13 protein-coding genes and 1 riboswitch are annotated in these 16,201 nt (G+C 70.3%); of the genes, 8 read left to right on the top strand and 5 right to left on the bottom strand.

The annotated features are described in order from the left end of the window. Positions 1-4 precede the first annotated feature (4 nt). The 5 genes from AB0F17_RS05150 to AB0F17_RS05130 form a co-directional block, all read right to left on the bottom strand. Positions 5-1,720 carry a glycerol-3-phosphate dehydrogenase/oxidase gene (locus AB0F17_RS05150; protein ID WP_358016488.1) on the bottom strand — a complete coding sequence of 572 codons (1,716 nt, stop codon included), beginning with the start codon at positions 1,718-1,720 and terminating at the stop codon, positions 5-7. Positions 1,721-1,822: 102 nt separating this feature from the next. Then, positions 1,823-2,830 carry a D-ribose ABC transporter substrate-binding protein gene (locus AB0F17_RS05145; protein ID WP_358016485.1) on the bottom strand — a complete coding sequence of 336 codons (1,008 nt, stop codon included), beginning with the start codon at positions 2,828-2,830 and terminating at the stop codon, positions 1,823-1,825. 65 nt (positions 2,831-2,895) lie between these two features. Beyond that, positions 2,896-4,002: an ABC transporter permease gene (locus AB0F17_RS05140; RefSeq protein WP_358016482.1), complete on the bottom strand. Its 1,107-nt coding sequence runs from the start codon at positions 4,000-4,002 to the stop codon at positions 2,896-2,898. Next, positions 3,995-5,578, bottom strand: a complete 1,584-nt coding sequence (locus AB0F17_RS05135; protein ID WP_358016479.1) for a sugar ABC transporter ATP-binding protein — start codon at positions 5,576-5,578, stop codon at positions 3,995-3,997. Before AB0F17_RS05135 ends, AB0F17_RS05140 begins: the two co-directional genes overlap by 8 nt. Then, positions 5,578-6,234, bottom strand: a complete 657-nt coding sequence (locus tag AB0F17_RS05130; protein WP_358016476.1) for a DUF2291 family protein — start codon at positions 6,232-6,234, stop codon at positions 5,578-5,580. Before AB0F17_RS05130 ends, AB0F17_RS05135 begins: the two co-directional genes overlap by 1 nt. A gap of 275 nt (positions 6,235-6,509) precedes the next feature. On the opposite strand from AB0F17_RS05130, the gene AB0F17_RS05125 reads away from it, so the two are divergent. From AB0F17_RS05125 to AB0F17_RS05090, 8 genes are all read left to right on the top strand, one after another. Further along, positions 6,510-8,147: a glycerol-3-phosphate dehydrogenase/oxidase gene (locus AB0F17_RS05125; RefSeq protein WP_358016473.1), complete on the top strand. Its 1,638-nt coding sequence runs from the start codon at positions 6,510-6,512 to the stop codon at positions 8,145-8,147. Next, positions 8,148-9,659 carry an FGGY-family carbohydrate kinase gene (locus AB0F17_RS05120; RefSeq protein WP_358016470.1) on the top strand — a complete coding sequence of 504 codons (1,512 nt, stop codon included), beginning with the start codon at positions 8,148-8,150 and terminating at the stop codon, positions 9,657-9,659. It abuts the gene before it with no gap. Beyond that, a complete protein-coding gene (locus AB0F17_RS05115; protein WP_358016468.1) occupies positions 9,656-10,441 on the top strand; it encodes a triose-phosphate isomerase in 786 nt (261 codons plus the stop codon). Before AB0F17_RS05120 ends, AB0F17_RS05115 begins: the two co-directional genes overlap by 4 nt. Positions 10,442-10,477: 36 nt before the next feature. Further along, on the top strand, positions 10,478-11,284 hold the full coding sequence (locus AB0F17_RS05110; RefSeq protein WP_358016465.1) for a DeoR/GlpR family DNA-binding transcription regulator: 807 nt from the start codon (positions 10,478-10,480) through the stop codon (positions 11,282-11,284). Between the two features lie 160 nt (positions 11,285-11,444). Continuing rightward, positions 11,445-13,022, top strand: a complete 1,578-nt coding sequence (locus AB0F17_RS05105; protein WP_358016462.1) for a M28 family metallopeptidase — start codon at positions 11,445-11,447, stop codon at positions 13,020-13,022. A gap of 84 nt (positions 13,023-13,106) precedes the next feature. After that, the gene (locus AB0F17_RS05100) at positions 13,107-14,978 is read left to right on the top strand and encodes a cytochrome c oxidase assembly protein (protein ID WP_358016459.1); all 1,872 of its coding nucleotides are present in this window, start codon (positions 13,107-13,109) and stop codon (positions 14,976-14,978) included. 125 nt (positions 14,979-15,103) lie between these two features. Continuing rightward, positions 15,104-15,188, top strand: a riboswitch (adenosylcobalamin (AdoCbl) riboswitch). A gap of 44 nt (positions 15,189-15,232) precedes the next feature. Then, positions 15,233-15,421, top strand: coding sequence for a CbtB domain-containing protein (locus tag AB0F17_RS05095; RefSeq protein WP_214640246.1), 189 nt, complete (start codon positions 15,233-15,235; stop codon positions 15,419-15,421). A gap of 8 nt (positions 15,422-15,429) precedes the next feature. Beyond that, the gene (locus tag AB0F17_RS05090) at positions 15,430-16,179 is read left to right on the top strand and encodes a CbtA family protein (RefSeq protein WP_358016455.1); all 750 of its coding nucleotides are present in this window, start codon (positions 15,430-15,432) and stop codon (positions 16,177-16,179) included. Positions 16,180-16,201: the final 22 nt, after the last annotated feature.

Genomic DNA, 16,201 nt, shown 5'->3' with positions numbered 1-16,201 from the left:
TTCGTCATAGTCGATCACCGTCGGCCATGCGAAGCCGGGGGTCTCTGACGACCTCGCGGGCGGCCACGGCCGACTCGTCGTCGGGGAGCCGCTGGGCGGCCAGTTCCGCCTCGATCCGGGCGAGGGAGAAGCCGAGCTCCTTCCGCACCCGCTCGCCGTCCCAGCCGAGCGCCGCGCCCATCACCGGGGCGACCGCGCGCGCGGCGGCGGCACCCCGATCGTGGGTCTCGATCGCGATGTGGGTACGGCGGGTCAGCACGTCGTCGAGGTGGAGCGCGCCCTCGTGCGTCACGGCGTAGACGGCCTCGGCGAGCAGGTAGTCCGGCGCGCCGTCGATGGGCCGCCCGAGTTCGGGCCGTTCGACGATCATGGCGATCAGCTCCTCGGTCAGCGAGCCGTAGCGACCGAGGAGGTGGCCGGTCTGCTCCAGGGTGAGGCCACCGGACGCGGCGAGGCCGGCCGCGCGCGCCCTGGTCTCGGCGTAGCCGACGGCGCCGATCAGGGGGACGCTCTGGGTCCGCGACGGGGGCGCCTCGCGGCCGAGCCCCTTCACCACCTCGTCGATCGCGTCCTTGGCCATGATCCGGTAGGTGGTGTACTTGCCGCCCGCGACCGTGGTGAACCCCGGGACGGAGGTCTCCACCGCGTGCTCCCGGCTGAGCCCGCTGGTCGTGCCGGCCTCGCCGTGGATGAGGGGGCGGAGCCCGGCGAAGACCCCGTCGACGTCGTCCCGGCCGAGCTCGGTCTCCAGGACGGCGTTCACGTTGCGCAGCAGGTAGTCGATGTCGGTCGAGGTCGCCGCCGGATGGTCGAGCCCGGCCGTCCACGCCGTGTCCGTGGTGCCGATCAGCCAATGGCGGCCCCAGCTCCGTACGAACAGGACACTGTCCTCGGCGCGGACGAAGAGCGAGACGTCACTGCGGATCCGCTCCCGCGGCACCATGATGTGGACGCCCTTGGAGGCTTTCACGCTGAAGCCCGGCCGGCCTCCCGCGAGCCTCGCCAGCCCGTCGGTCCAGACGCCGGCGGCGTTGACCACGTGCCTGGCGCGGATGGTGAAGGTCTCTCCGGTCTCCAGGTCCTGCGCCTCCGCGCCGCGCACGGCGCCATCGGACCTGGTCAGCCCGATGACCTTGACGGCGGAGGCGACCTCCGCGCCGTGAGCCGCCGCGGTGCGTACGAGTTCCAGGGTGTGGCGCGAGTCGTCGACCTGGGTGTCGTAGAACGTGATCGCGCCGATCAGCCCGCTCTGCTTGACGCCGGGCGCGAGGCGCCGCACCGCGCCGCGGGACAGGTGCCGGTGGCGGGGAACGGCGCCGGCGCCGCCCAGGGTGTCGTAGAGCAGGAGGCCCGCGCCCACGTAGGCGCGCTCCCAGAGCCGCCGGCGGAGCGGGTAGAGGAAGAGGATGGGCTTCACGAGGTGCGGCGCGATGTCCTTCAGGAGCAGCCTGCGCTCGCGCAGCGACTCACGGACGAGGCCGAAGTCGAACCGCTCCAGGTAGCGCAGGCCGCCGTGAATGAGCTTGCCCGATCGGCTGGACGTGCCGGCCGCGTAGTCACGCATCTCGACAAGGGCGACAGCCAGCCCCCGGGTGGCCGCGTCCAGGGCTGCCCCGGCTCCGGTGACGCCGCCGCCTATGACGAGGACGTCGTACTCCGTTCGGGCGAGTCGAGCCAGCGCTTCCGCGCGCCCCGCCGGGCTGAGCTGGCCGTTCGGCATGCGCTATCGGGCCCTTTCTGACAGATGGTAGGGATGCTGGATTCCAGGCTCGTCATACGCCCGGGGAGCGGGTGCCCGCTCCCCGGGCGGGGTCACTCCCGCTCACTTGTCCATGACGAACGGCGCCTTGTACTTGTCGACGTTGTCCTTGGTGATGAGCACGCAGTCGATGCTCTGCTTCTCGTCGGCGACGCCGGTCTTGCCGCTCTTGAGGTACTCGACGGCCTGGGCGACGGCGTTCGTCGTCCCCTGGACGATGGGCTGGAGCACCGTGGCCACCATGGTCCCGGAGCGCACCGCCTCGACCGCGTCGGCGTTCCCGTCGAAGCCGAGCACCTTCACCTTGCTGATCTTCTTGGCGTCGGTGAGGGCCTCGATCGCGCCGAGGGCCATCTCGTCGTTGCCGGCGATGACGCCGGTGATGTCCGGGTGGGCGGCCAGGAGGCCCTCCATCTTGTCCTTGCCCTGGGCGCGGTCCCAGTTCGCCGTCTCCTGGCCGACCTTCTTGAGGTCGGGGTAGGCGGAGATGACGGCCGCGTAACCGTCGGAGCGCACCTTGGCGTTGTTGTCGGTCGGGTTGCCGAACAGCTCGACGTACTTGCCCTTGCCGTCCATCGCCTTCACCCAGGCCTCGGCGCCGATCGTGGCGCCCTGGGCGTTGTTGGAGATGATCTGCGACTTGGCGATCCCCTGCTTGGAGATCTCGGCGTTCACCAGCAGCACCGGGATGCCGGCGTCGGTCGCCTTCTGGACGGCGGCCACGGACTCGTCGGCACCGGCCGGGTCGAGGATGATGGCCTTGACCTTGTTGCTGATGGCGGTGTCGATCAGCTGGTTCTGCTTGTCGGGATCGGCCCCGTGGGCGTTGACCGTGGCCTGGAAGCCGGCCTTCTCGATCTCGGCCTTGGCGGTGTTCGCCTCCGCCTGCCAGTAGGAGTTGGCCAGGTCCACCGTGATGACGGCGATGGTCCCGCCCTGGGATGCGCCGGCCGAGGCGGGTGCGGCGCTCTTGGCGGAGCTCGAGGCGGAATCGGAGCCTGAGGAGCCGCAGGCGGCGAGGCCGAGTGCCATCACACCCGTCGCTGCTATGGCGGCGATCTTTCGGAACATGTGGAGCCTTTCGCGAACACTGGTAGTGCAGACGGCGCGCAGCGAGCCGTCCGGGGTACGTCGGGTCACACCGTGGCGGTCATGCGCTCCGACGGCTTGGGGGGTGACAGCGCGGCCTTGGCGGACCGGCGCTTCTGGAGGGTCTGCTGGAGCTGGTCCAGCGCGACCGCGATGATGATCACGGCGCCCTTGATGATCTGCTGCCAGAACTGGGAGACCCCGACGAGGACGAGGCCGTCCACGAGGAAGCCGATGACGAAGGCGCCGATGAGGGTCCCGCGGATCGTGCCGCGACCGCCCGAGAGCGCGGCGCCGCCGATCACCACCGCGGCGATGGCGTTGAGCTCGAAGAACTCGCCCGCCGCCGGGGTGGCCGAGGACAGGTCGGCCGTCAGGAGCAGGCCGACGGCCGCCGCGCACAGCCCGGACAGGACGTAGATGCGGGTCTTCACCTTCTTGACCGGGACGCCGGACAGCTCGGCCGCGCGCTCGTTGCCGCCGGTCGCGTACAGCCAGCGGCCGAACGGGCTCTTGCTGAGCACCACCGCGAACACCACGGCGAACAGGATCATCGCCCAGACCGGCATGGGCAGCCCGAGAGGCGAGCTCTTGAGGAAGGTGAGGAAGCCGGTGTTGCCCAGCCCCGCCTGCCCGCCGAGCTTGGAGAACGGGGTGCCGTTCGTGATCAGGAGCGCTATGCCGCGGGCGACGTACAGCATGCCGAGCGTCGCGATGAACGGCGCGACCTTGAGCCGGGTCACCACGAACCCGTTGACCCACCCGGCGAGGGTCCCGACGCCGAGGGAGACGATGATCACGACCCAGACGGCGGGGTAGACGAAGAGGTCGAGGCTGTTGAGCTTGAGCCCTTCGAGCAGCATGCCGGCGATGACGCCGGACAGGCCGACGATCGAGCCGACCGACAGGTCGATGCCGCCGTTGAGGATCACCAGGAGCATCCCGATCGCCAGGATCGCGTTCATCGCGACGTGCCGGGTCATGACGATGAGGTTGTCGGCGCTGAGGAAGTTGGGCGACAGCAGCGAGAAGACGACCACGATGAGGAGCAGCGCGAGCAGCGCGCGCCCCTCGATCATCAGGGCCCTGGTGTTGATCTTGCGGAGGGCGCGCGGCGCCGACGCGTTCACGGCGGCCTGGCTCAACTCACTCACTGGCGGTTCCCATCGGCTGGATGCCGACCTCGGATTCTCCTGAGGCGGCCATGATCTCTTCACGTGAGGCCGTGCGCGGGTCGAACTCCCGGACGACCCGGCCCTTGGACATCACGACGATGCGATGCGACGCGGTGATCGCCTCGCCGATCTCACTGGTCACGTAGAGGACGGCGAGGCCCTTGCGCGCCTCGCGGAAGAGCAGGGAGAAGATCTCGCCCTTGGCGCCGACGTCGATGCCGCGGGTCGGCTCGTCGAGAAGGAGCACCTTCGGACCGGTGAGCAGCATCTTGCCGATCACCACCTTCTGCTGGTTCCCGCCGCTCAGCGACGTGATCGGCGCGGCGGGACCGGCGGTCTTCACCCGGACCTCGGAGATCCCGTCCCTGATCCGGGCGGCCTCGCGGCCACGGGAGATGAAGCCGGCGACGACGAAGGATCGCGTCAACTCCAGCAGGCTCGACAGGGACAGGTTCTGGCCGACGGACATCGACTGGACCAGCCCGTCACGCTGCCGGTCCTCGGGGACGAGGCCGATGCCGAGTTCGATCCGCTCCGCGATGGACGTGCCGGACAGGTCCCGGCCGCCGAGCTCGACCCGGCCGGAGGCGATCGCCCCGCGGCCGGCCAGGGCCTCGACCAGCTCGGTCCGGCCGGCGCCCATGAGCCCGTACAGGCAGACGATCTCGCCGTACCTGACGTCCAGCGAGACGTCGTTGACCGCGAGGCGGCCCTCCCCGGTGGCGTCGACGACTTTGAGGTCGCGGATGCTCAGCGCGACGTCACCGCGGTCCCGCTCCGCGTCGCGGAAGTCGTACTCGGCGGCCCGCCCGACCATCTTGCCGACCACCCAGGACAGGTCGATGTGGGCCGCGTCCTCGGTGGCCACCAGCTCGCCGTCGCGGAACACGACCGCGTGATCGGAGATCTCGATCGCCTCCTCCAGGTGGTGGGAGATGTAGACGATCGCGACCCCGTTGCCGGTGAGGTCCTTGATGACCTTGAAGAGGACCTCGGCCTCCGGGGCGCTGAGCGCGGAGGTGGGCTCGTCCATGATCAGGATGCGGGCGTCCAGCGCGAGGGCGCGGGCGATCTCGACGATCTGCTGCTGCCCGATGCGGAGGTCGGCGACGAGGGTGTTGGGGTCGATGTCCTCCTCGAGCCGCTCCATGAGCCGCTGCACGACCTTGCGCTCACTGCGGTAGTCCACCGTGCCGAACAGGCCCCTGTGCTCCCGGCCGATGAAGATGTTGTCGCGCACGCTCATGTTCGGGCAGAGGTTGAGCTCCTGATGGATGATCGAGATGCCCTGCTCGACCGCCTGGTTGGGCGAGCTCAGCTCGATCCGCTTCCCATCGAGTTCGAGATGTCCCGAGGTCGGGGATTCGACGCCGGCGATGATCTTCATCAGGGTCGACTTGCCGGCCCCGTTCTCGCCGAACAGGACGGTGACCTTGCCCCGGTGCACCTCGAAGTTGACCCCCTTGAGGGCCTGCGTCGCGCCGTAGTGCTTGGTGATGTCGACCGCCCGCAGGACGACGTCGGACCGGTCGGGGCTCGCGGCTTCCCGGAACATCAGCCCGCCACCTCGATCTTGACCGGCGTGACGAGGTAGCTGCCCTCCGGGCCGGTGTTGGTGACGTAGACGGCGACCACCGACGCCTTCGCGCCCCGCGCCGCGGCGACGTCGACCTTGCCGGCCACGTCCGCGAGCATCCTGGTCTTCAGCTCGTTGGCGACCTGCTGGTAGTCGGTCTGGTTCTGGAAGTCCTTGAACTTGAGGGTGCCGGGGACATCGCGCAGGGCCGTGCCGTTGGCGGCCTGGCCCACCGCGACGCGGACCACGCTGCCTTTGGGCAGCCCCGCCACGTCGACGGTGAGAAGACCCGCTTCGGCCTCGGTGATCTTGCCGGTGAAGCGCACCGGGATCGCGTACTTGTCGGTGCCCGCGATGTTGCCGTACTTCTTGCCGGCGGCCTCGGGGTCGGCGGCGACCGCGGTGGCGACCTCCTTGAGATCCACGGCCTTCGCCTCGACGGCGCTCACGATCTTGGGGTACTGGGCGGCGGCGAAGTCCTTGGCGTTGAACTCCGCGGGGTTGAGCGCGGTGACCTCTTTTCCGGACAGGAACCTGGTGTCCATGGCCATGGCGACCAGGACGGCCACGATCACGACAGGCCAGACGAGGCGCGCGAGCAGGCGAGGCGGGCGGGCGGCGGCTGCGGTGCTCATCGGACTCGGGGGCTCCTTTCCGGGAACGCACAGGTGAGAGGCGACGCGGAGGGCGAGATGCGGGGTGCCTGTCACGCGTTCATGGGAACGTAACAGAACAGAACGTTATCAATCAAGATTTTTTTGTTATGTGAGCCGGTCGATCTCGGGAAACTGTGACTCAGGTCACATCATGCTAGATTTATCACGCGGCTCGCGATAGTGTCCTCGCGATTTCATGTTAGAAATCACGCCGCGTATCTCATACGGACATGAGATGATCCCTCAGGAATGTGATGAGCAGCTCCCGACACCGCTCCCTCCAGCGCCTTCAGCACGAGTTCGACCTGCTCGTCATCGGTGGCGGCGTGAACGGGCTGGGCATCGCGTGGGACGCGGCCGAGCGCGGCCTGTCGGTGCTGGTGATCGACAAGGGAGACTGGGGAAGCGGCACGTCGTCGTGGTCGTCGCGGATGATCCACGGCGGGCTCAAATACCTGGACAAGCTCGAGGTGGGACTCGTCCGCGAGTCGCTGCGGGACCGGGAGTGGCTGCTGCGCCGCGCGCCACACCTCGTCGCGCCGCTCCGGTTCGCGCTTCCGTTCTATCGGAACAACGCGCACCACCGCTTCGCGTTGCGCGCGGGGATGGTGCTGTACGACGCCCTCTCCTTCGACAAGTCGCTGCCGATCCACCGCACCTACGGGCGCAGGAAGACCACGGCCCTGCTGCCCGGCCTGTCACGGGACGGCCTCCAGGGCTCGGCGGTCTACTACGACGCGCAGGTGGAGTACGCCGAGCGGCTCTCGGTCGAGATCATGCTCGCCGCGCGGGCGGCCGGGGCCACCACGCTCAACTACGCCGAGTCCACCCGGTTGCGGGTCGAGCACGGCCGCGTGGCCGGGGCGTCGGTTCGCGACGGGATCACCGGCACGGTCCACGAGGTGTCGGCGCGTTTCACCGTCAACGTGGCGGGGCCGTGGGCCGACTCCGTGCTGTCCGGTTCGCTACCCGCGCCCGAGCGGCTGATCGGCGGCACCAAGGGCACGCATCTCGTCGTGGAGTCGTTCCCCGGCTCGCCCGGCTGCGCGATGTACTACGAGGCGCTCAGCGACGGCCGCCCCCTCATGGTGATCCCCTGGCTCGGCAGATACCTCATCGGGAGCACGGACGAGCGGTTCGAGGGCGACCCCGGCACGGCCGGGGCCGACCAGGGGGAGGTCGACTACATCCTCGCCGAGACCAACCGCCTCTTCCCCGCCGCGAACCTGAGCGAGGACAGCATCCTGTACACCTACACAGGTGTCAGGCCCCTTCCCTTCGCGGCGAGCGGCGACCCCGGAGACATCACGCGCAAGCACATCCTGCACGACCACCGGCCGGGGCTCGACGGGCTGCTCTCGATCGTCGGCGGCAAGCTGACCACCTTCCGTACACTCGCCGAGCACGCCGTCGACGAGGTGAGCGGGCGTCTGAGCAGGAAGACGGCGTCGCGGACCCGCGGACTCGACCTCCCCGGCAGCCCACCCGAGGGGCCGGCGGAGTTCGGGCGCGCGTTCGAGCGGGAGAGCGAACTCCCGGCCGCCGAGGCACGCCGGCTGGCGCGCGTGTACGGCGCCCGCGCCCGCCGGGTCGCCGCCCTGATCGCCTCGGACGAGGCCCTGTCCCAGACCGTCGCCCCCTCGATCGGGCTGCGGGCCGGCGAGGTCGTCTTCACGATCAGGGAAGAGGAGGCCGTCAGCCTCGCCGACGTGCTCGCCCGCCGGACCATGATCGGCCTGGAGCCCGACCTCGGCCAGGCGGCCATGGACGCGGTCGCCACCGTCTGCGCCGCCGAACTCGGCTGGGACGACGCGGAGACCGCCCGGCAGAAGGCCGCCTACCTGGCCTACCTCCGCAGGTTCCGCGAACTCGAGCCGCGGTCCGTGGTCTAGATGGGACCCTGCCTGCTCGGCGTCGACGCCGGATCCACCGTCACCAAGGCCGTGCTCTTCGACGAGACCGGCCGTGAGATCGGCCAGGCCGCACAGCGGGTGCCGCACAGCTACCCGCGCCCCCACCACGTCGAGCGCGACCAGGACGAGCTGTGGGAGGTGACCTGCTCGGTCATCCGGGAGGTCGTCGGCACGACCGGCGTCCGGCCCTCGGAGATCGCGGGCGTCGCGGTCACCTCCCACGGCGACGGGATCTACCTGGTCGACGAGCGAGGCGGGCCGACCCGGCCGGGGATCCTCTCCCTCGACACCCGCGCGGCGGACCTGGTCGCGGACTGGGAGCGCACCGGCCACTGCGCCGCGGTCCTCCCGCTCAGCGGGCAGAAGCCCTGGCCGGGCTCACCGGTCTCGGTGCTCGCCTGGCTGCTGCGCAACGAACCGGACGTCATGGCCCGGACGGCCTACGCGCTGCCGGGCAAGGACGTCATCAAACAGCGGCTCACCGGCGTCTTCTCCACCGACCCGACGGAGTCGAGCCTGTCCTTCACCAACGTGCACTCGCAGGAGTACGACCGCGAGACGCTGCGCGTCTTCGGAGTCGAGGAGCTGTTCCGCCTGCTGCCGCAGGTGATCCCCTCCCATGAGGTCGCGGGTAAGGTCACCGGCGCGGCGGCGGAGCGGTGCGGCCTCCTCCCGGGCACGCCGGTCGCCTCGGGGGCGCACGACGTCGACTGCGGGGCCATCGGCATGGGCACGGTGCTCCCCGGCCAGCTCGCGATGATCGCCGGCACTTTCAGCATCAACGAGGTCATCTCCGACGCGGCCCGGGTGGACGAGCGGTGGCACGCCCGCGCGTTCGTCGTACCGGGTCAGTGGATGAACATGTCGCTCTCCCCGTCGAGCGCGGCCAATCTCGAGTGGTTCGCCACCCGGCTCGCCGCCACCGACATGCGGGCGGGCAGCGCCGCCGGCCGGCCGTTCGGCTTCGTGGAGGAGGATCTCCGCGCGATCGAGTCGACCCCCAGCGACCTGGTCTACCTCCCCTTCCTCTACGGCTCCCCCTACCCGGTGGACGCGAGTGCGGCCTTCGTCGGACTGCGCGGGTGGCACGAGCGCGGCCACCTGCTCCGCGCGGTGATGGAAGGGGTGGTCTTCAACCACCGCCACCACGTCGACGCGCTGCGGGACGGGTTCGACGTCACCGACATCCGGCTCACCGGCGGGGCCGCCAACAGCGCGCGGTGGGTGCAGTTGTTCGCCGACAGCCTGGCCGCGCCGGTGGGCGTGAGCACCGTGCGGGAGGCGGGCGCGCTCGGCTCGGCCATGCTGGCCGGCATCGCGGCCGGCCTCTACGCCGACCTGCCGCAGGCCGCCGCGGCGGTCGGCACGGAGCAGGTGATCTGCGAGCCCACGCCCGGCGGCGTGGCGCAGCAGGAGGAGAACTACCGGCGCCACCAGCGCGTCGTGGAGAAGATGACGGCCGTCTGGGCCGAGCTCGAGGAGAACCGATGACGTGGATCGGCACCAGCTGGAAGATGAACAAGACGCTGGCCGAGGCACGCGCGTTCGTCGACGGTCTCGTCGCCGCCCGGAGCGCGCTCGACGGGGTCCGGGCCTTCGTCATCCCGCCGCACACCGCCATCGCCGCCGTACGCGAGCGCCTGCCGTCCGACGTCCCCCTCCTCATCGGCGCCCAGAACGCGCATTGGGCACCCGCCGGGGCCTACACCGGCGAGGTGTCGATGGGGATGATCGCCGACGCGGGCGCGACGCTCGTCGAGATCGGCCACTCCGAACGCAGGGAGTGCTTCGGCGAGACCGACGACACCGTGGCGCTCAAGGTCGAGGCCGCCGTCGCGGCGGGTCTCACGCCGCTGCTGTGCGTCGGTGAACCGGCCGGGGTACGCGCCGCAGGAGAGGAGATCGACTGGGTCGCCGGGCAGGTGAGCCGGGGGCTCTCCCGGATCGCCGCGCATGACCGGCACCGGGTCGTCGTCGCCTATGAGCCCGTCTGGGCGATCGGCGACCTCGGCCGGGAGGCGCTGCCGCACGAGATCGCCCCCGTCATGGCGATGTTGTCGGCCCGCTTCGGACCGGATGGGGAGGCGCCTTTCGGGGTCGCGGCCGTTCTCTATGGGGGAAGCGTCAACCGGCTCAACGCGGCGGCGTTGCTCGGCGTACCCGGAACCGACGGCCTGTTCGTCGGCCGGGCCGCGTGGGACGTCGCGGAGTTCGTGGAGCTGGTGCGCATCGGGGCTCGGGCCGGTGCCGCGGGACCGCGGGATGCGAGATAGTCGGAGGCGGGATATCCCGATCCGGCAGGAGGTGTGATGAAGGAGCTGCCCGCGGAGGGCCGCCTGGATCGGCAGCGCGCGCGCCAGCGCGCGATCGCCGCGGACGTGATGGCGGACGGCTCGGTCCGCATCGAGGCACTCGTGGAGAAGCACGGGATCAGCCTGATGACCGCCCACCGCGACCTCGACGCGCTCGTCGCCCGGGGGATCGTCCGCAAGAGCCGGGGCGTGGTCACCGCCCTGCCGTCCAGCCTCGTCGAGGCCAGCGACCTGTTCCGGCGTGGCCGTCAGCAGGCCGAGAAGGCGGCGCTCGCCCGGGCCGCCTGCGCGTGGATCGAGCCGGGACACTCCGTCATCCTCGACGACTCCACCACCACCTTGACCCTCGTCCCGCTGCTCCGCGACAAGGCGCCCCTGACGGTGATCACGAACTTCGTGCCCATCATCGAGGACCTGACCGGCGAACCGGACCTCACGCTCATCGCGCTCGGCGGCCGGTTCCACCCCTGGGCCAACTCGTTCATGGGGCACATGACCGTCGCGGCGATCCGCCAGGTGCGCGCCGACATCGTCATCATGTCCACCTCGGCCATCACCGACGACATCTGCTTCCACCAGACCGAGGAGACGGTCGACACCAAGCGGGCCATGTTCGACTCGGCGGCCACCCGGCTGCTGATCGTCGACCACACGAAGTTCGACCGCCGGGCCCTGCACGCCCTCGCCCCGCTGACCGACTTCGACCAGGTCATCGTGGACTGGCGGACGCCGGCGGAGCACGTGGAGCGGCTGCGGCGCAAGGGCGTGGACGTCACCGTGGCACCCGCGGCACGCGGTCATTGACGTCCTGGTTGTTGGCAAAGACATGCCTGAGCAGGCAGATATCCGTTCTTCAGGTGGTCGGCTCTTAGAATGACGTGATCATCTGCCTGGCGGTCGCCAGGTTCTTCCCGGCTGATGGTGTCCGGACCGCACTACACCCATGCCAGTTGGAGGAGCCCCTATGCGTACTGTCACGCGCGCGGGTGTCTACCGCGCCCTCGCCGTCGTCGCGGCACTCACCCTCGCTCCGGTCGCCGCCCACGCCGACCCCGTCCCGTCCGAACGGGAGCTGATCGACTCCGTCCCCATCCCGGTGGTCAAGCAGCACCTGCGGGCGTTGCAGGCCATCGCCGACGCCAACAACGGCACGCGCGCGGCGGGCACCGGCGGCCACGACGCGTCGCGCGACTACGTGGCCGCCAGGCTCAAGCAGGCCGGCTACAAGGTGACCATCCAGTCGTTCGAGTTCCCCTACTACGAGGAGAAGTCCACCGCGCTGATGGAGCAGCTCTCCCCCGAACCCGAGCTGTACGCCCCGACTCCGCCCGACGGCTCCTCCCTCGGCGACTTCGCCACGATGAGCTACTCCGGAGCCGGTGACGTCACCGCGACCCTGCAGAACGTCGACCTGGTCCTGCCGCCCGGCCCGACGCCGAGCACCTCCACCTCCGGCTGCGAGGCCGCCGACTTCGCCGGGTTCACGCCGGGCAACATCGCGCTGTTGCAGCGCGGTACCTGCACCTTCCTGCTCAAGGCGCAGAACGCCCAGGCGGCCGGCGCCGTGGCCGCGATCATCTTCAACGAGGGTCAGCCGGGCCGGACCACGACTCCGCAGGGCAACCTCGGTACGCCCGTCCCCATCCCGGTCGTCGGCGCGAGCTTCGCGGTCGGCGAGGAGCTGTCGTCCCCCGCGGGCACGGTGGTCCACCTCAAGACCGACACGATCAGCGAGCTCCGCGCCACTGACAACGTGATCGCCGACTCCACGTGGGGCGAGTCGAGGAAGGTCGTCATGTCCGGAGCGCATCTGGACTCCGTGCCGGCCGGGCCGGGCATCAACGACAACGGCTCGGGCAGCGCCGCGCTCCTGGCCGTCGCCGAGTCACTCGGCAAGGTCCCCACCCGGAACAGGCTCCGCTTCGCCTGGTGGAGCGCCGAAGAGCTGGGCCTGCTCGGTTCGAAGTTCTACGTGAACAGCCTGAGCTCCAGCGCCCGGAGCAAGATCAAGCTCTACCTCAACTACGACATGATCGCCTCGCCGAACTACGCCTTCAAGATCTACGACGGCGACGACTCGGACGCCACGGGCGCTCCGGCCGGGCCGGCCGGGTCGGACGAGATCGAGAAGCTGTTTGAGAAGTACTTCGACACGCTGAACCAGGGCCACGGCGGCACCGACTTCGACGGCCGCTCCGACTACGGCCCGTTCATCGACGCCGGCATCCCGTCCGGCGGCCTGTTCACCGGAGGCGAGGGCATCAAGACGGTCGAGGAGGCGGCCCTGTTCGGCGGCACGGCGGGCCAGCCCTATGACGCGTGCTACCACAAGGCCTGCGACACCGTGGCCAACATCGACGACAAGGCCCTCGCGTTGAACACCGGCGCCATCGCCACCGCCGCCGCGGTCTACGCCTACAGCGTGGACCTTCCCGGCCCGTCCGCCGCTTCGAAAGCCACAGCGCCCGCCGCGGTCGCCGCGGTCGCCGCCGCCGCCGATGCCGGTGGCGGTGCCGCGCTTCTCGGAAGATCCACGCGATAGTCGAACCCCGATAAGGGTGCGGACGTACCCGTCCATAGGGGACGCTTGCCCAACTGAGGGATGCTCCCGACAAAGGAGGACGCGGTGCTATTACCCGGGCGTCGGGCTCTCTTGTACGGCGGTCTGGCCATCGCGGTCGGCCTCCTGGCGCTGGCCGGCGCTCTGTGGATCGGCGGAGGCGGACCGCCGCCGCCGATCAAGGGACTGCCGACTCCCGGCCCGTTGACCGTCTGGGGACTGTCGGTGACGCGGCTGGCCTTGGACCTGTGCTCCATCGCCACGGTGGGAACGCTGGTCGCCGGAGTGGTCCTCGCCCCCCGCGACGCGCCGGAGGCGCACGCCTGCGTGCGCGCGGCGGGCTGGTGGGCGCTGGCCTGGGCGGTCTGCGCGCTGATGACCTACCTGCTGACGCTGTCGAACATCCTCAGCATGCCGGCGAACGAGGTACTCCGCGACTTCCCGCTGTTGAACTTCGGCACCACCCTCCCCCCGACGCAGGCCATGCTCGTCGTGACGTGCACGGCCACGGTCGTGGTGCTCGCCTCCTCCCGGATGGCGGAGGCCGGGCTCCCCCGGTGGACGGGGGTCGCCTTGCTGGTGACCGCCGGGTTCGGCCTGCTTCCTCCGGTCTACGTCGGTCACGCCGCGTCGGCCGGAGATCACGACATCGCGGTCTCCGCGCTCATGACGCACCTGCTCGCGGCGGCCGTCTGGGTCGGCGGACTGGCGGCCGTGCTGGTCCACTTCCGCCGTTCGGACCGGCTTGAGAGCGTCGTGTCCAGGTTCAGCACGCTCGCCCTGTGCTGCTTCGTCGCGGTGACGGTGTCCGGCGTGGCCGGCGCCTGGGTCCGGATGGACACGGTGTCGCAACTGTGGACGACCCGCTACGGTGTGCTCGTCCTGGCCAAGGTGACGGCGCTGGTGGCCCTGGGCGTGTTCGGGGTGATCCACCGCCGCCGCACCATCGCCGCGATCGCCGAACGTACGACACGAGGCACCTTCACCCGGCTGGCCACCGGCGAGATGATGGTGATGGCCGCGGCCACCGGACTGGCCGCCGGCCTGTCGCGCTCCGCGCCGCCCGCCAGCGGCGGCCACAACGACCTTCTGGGCTACGACCTGGCGCCCTACTCGGTCGGCGCGCTGATCACCGAGATCCGGCTGAACCCGCTGGTCCTGCTCGCCCTGGCGCTTCCGGCCGCCGGCTATCTGGCCGGGCTGCGCAGGCTCGCCCGGGCCGGCGACCCGTGGCCGGCCGGCCGTACCGTCGCCTGGTTCGCCGGGCTGGCGGTGCTGGCGGCGGTGCTCGTGGGCGGCGTGAGCGGCTACGCGCGGGCGATGCCGTCGGCGCACGCCCTGCAGTACACCGTGCTCAACGTCATCGGGCCGCTGCTGCTGGCCTTGGGGGCACCACTGACGCTGACCGCGCGGGCCATCACCCCCGGATCGCAGTACGGCGACATCGCCTCGGCCATCCTGCGCAGCCGCCTGGCCGGGCGGCTCACTCATCCGATCGCCCTCCTGGCCGTCTACGTGCTGCCGATCGTCGTCCTGTACGGCACCGGCTGGCTGGCCTGGTCGGCCGCCAACCAGGCGGTCCACCTGCTCACCCAGGTGCTGTTCTTCGGCACCGGGCTGCTGTGCTGCTGGCTGCTGGCCGGGGTCGATCCCCTGCCGCGGCCGATCACGCGGCGGGATCGCGTGTGGGTGCTCGTGGCCGTCGTCGCGGTACAGGTGGTGGTCGGCCTGTTCCTGCTGTCCGGGCCGCCGCTGGCCCAGGAGTGGTTCTCGCAGGTGACTCCGCGCGGCGCGTCGGGTGTGGCGGCCGATCAGCGGCTGGCCGGACTGATGTACCTGACCCTGCCCGTGCCGGCTCTCGCCGCGCTGGCCATACGGCTGACCCGGTCGCGGAAGAGCGCCCTGCGGCTCGTCGCCCAGGTGGACGTGCGGGTGTGAGGCTCGGCCGGGATCCGTTCGGCCGCGTCGAGGCGGTCCGGCCGAGGGGTCCGTGAGCTGGGCGTTCTTGTTGTGCGTGTTGACTCGAACGGGATGAAGAGATACGTTCCGGTAGATTTCACGATTGGCCAAGGGAAATCCGGTGAGAAGCCGGTGCGGACGCGCCACTGTATCCGGGACATAGATCCCGGGAGCCAGGTCGCTTGGCCACCGTGACCTCGTTAGTTGGGACGCGTCATCCCCGAGGAGGCACTATGAGTGGCCTGACCACTCCCACGTCCGTTCCCTTCCCCCGCCTGCGCCCATGGCTGCTGGCCGTACCCCTGCTCCTGTTGGTGGCCTATCTGGTTCTGATGGACAACGGAGCGATCTCACAGACCGGCAACTACCTCCACGAACTCATGCATGACGGGCGGCACCTGCTCGGCGTGCCGTGCCACTAGGCGGCGAGGTGGTACGCACCCTGCTGGTCAGAGGGCTGCTTCTGGGCCTGCTGGCCGGACTGATCGCCGGTGGTTTCGCGTTCGCCTTCGGTGAGCCGAGTGTGGACAGCGCGATCGCCCTGGAAGAAGCCGCCCAGCCGCCCGCGGCCGAGGCGGCCGGTCACGATCATGGAGAGGAGGCGGTGGTCAGCAGACCCGGCCAGAAAGCCGGGCTGTTCCTGGCCACCGGGCTGTACGGGCTGGCCGTGGGCGGAGTGTTCGCCCTGGTGTTCGCGGGGTTGAGGGGGCGGGTCGGTCCTCGCTCCGAGGGCGGGCTGGCGCTGGCCGCCGCCGCCACCGCCTTCGTGGCCATCATCCTCATTCCGTTCCTGAAATATCCCGCCAATCCACCAGCGGTCGGCGATCCGGAGACGATCAACAGCCGTACCCTGCTCTACGTGATCATGATCGGGGTCGGGCTGGCCTCGACCGCGATCGCGGTGGCGAGTGGGCGGCGGACGCAGGGCGGGCCGTGGGCACGCTGGATCGTCACGGTGGTGACGTTCCTGGTGCCGGTGGTCGCCGCCTGGTGGCTGCTGCCCAGAGTCAACGAGGTGCCCGCGAACTTCCCCGCGACCCTGCTGTGGGAGTTCAGGCTCGCGTCGCTGGGTACGCAGCTCGTCTTCTGGACCGCGTTCGGCGTGCTCTTCGGCTGGGCCTGCGATCGGGCGGCCCGCCGCCCGGCCGCGGTTCCCGTCGCGGTGCCCACGCCGAGCTGAGAGGTGCTGTTCGTACGGCAGG

Source organism: Nonomuraea sp. NPDC026600 (assembly GCF_040638335.1).
GTDB lineage: Bacteria > Actinomycetota > Actinomycetes > Streptosporangiales > Streptosporangiaceae > Nonomuraea.
This window is presented reverse-complemented; position numbering and strand designations above follow the sequence as displayed.

Excerpts from the sequence above, each read along its gene's own strand:
- AB0F17_RS05150 (WP_358016488.1), bottom strand. The coding sequence starts at position 1,720 with ATGCCGAACGGCCAGCTCAGCCCGGCGGGGCGCGCGGAAGCGCTGGCT.
- AB0F17_RS05145 (WP_358016485.1), bottom strand. The coding sequence starts at position 2,830 with ATGTTCCGAAAGATCGCCGCCATAGCAGCGACGGGTGTGATGGCACTC.
- AB0F17_RS05135 (WP_358016479.1), bottom strand. The coding sequence starts at position 5,578 with ATGTTCCGGGAAGCCGCGAGCCCCGACCGGTCCGACGTCGTCCTGCGG.
- AB0F17_RS05130 (WP_358016476.1), bottom strand. The coding sequence starts at position 6,234 with ATGAGCACCGCAGCCGCCGCCCGCCCGCCTCGCCTGCTCGCGCGCCTC.
- AB0F17_RS05125 (WP_358016473.1), top strand. The coding sequence starts at position 6,510 with ATGAGCAGCTCCCGACACCGCTCCCTCCAGCGCCTTCAGCACGAGTTC.
- AB0F17_RS05120 (WP_358016470.1), top strand. The coding sequence starts at position 8,148 with ATGGGACCCTGCCTGCTCGGCGTCGACGCCGGATCCACCGTCACCAAG.
- AB0F17_RS05115 (WP_358016468.1), top strand. The coding sequence starts at position 9,656 with ATGACGTGGATCGGCACCAGCTGGAAGATGAACAAGACGCTGGCCGAG.
- AB0F17_RS05110 (WP_358016465.1), top strand. The coding sequence starts at position 10,478 with ATGAAGGAGCTGCCCGCGGAGGGCCGCCTGGATCGGCAGCGCGCGCGC.
- AB0F17_RS05105 (WP_358016462.1), top strand. The coding sequence starts at position 11,445 with ATGCGTACTGTCACGCGCGCGGGTGTCTACCGCGCCCTCGCCGTCGTC.
- AB0F17_RS05095 (WP_214640246.1), top strand. The coding sequence starts at position 15,233 with ATGAGTGGCCTGACCACTCCCACGTCCGTTCCCTTCCCCCGCCTGCGC.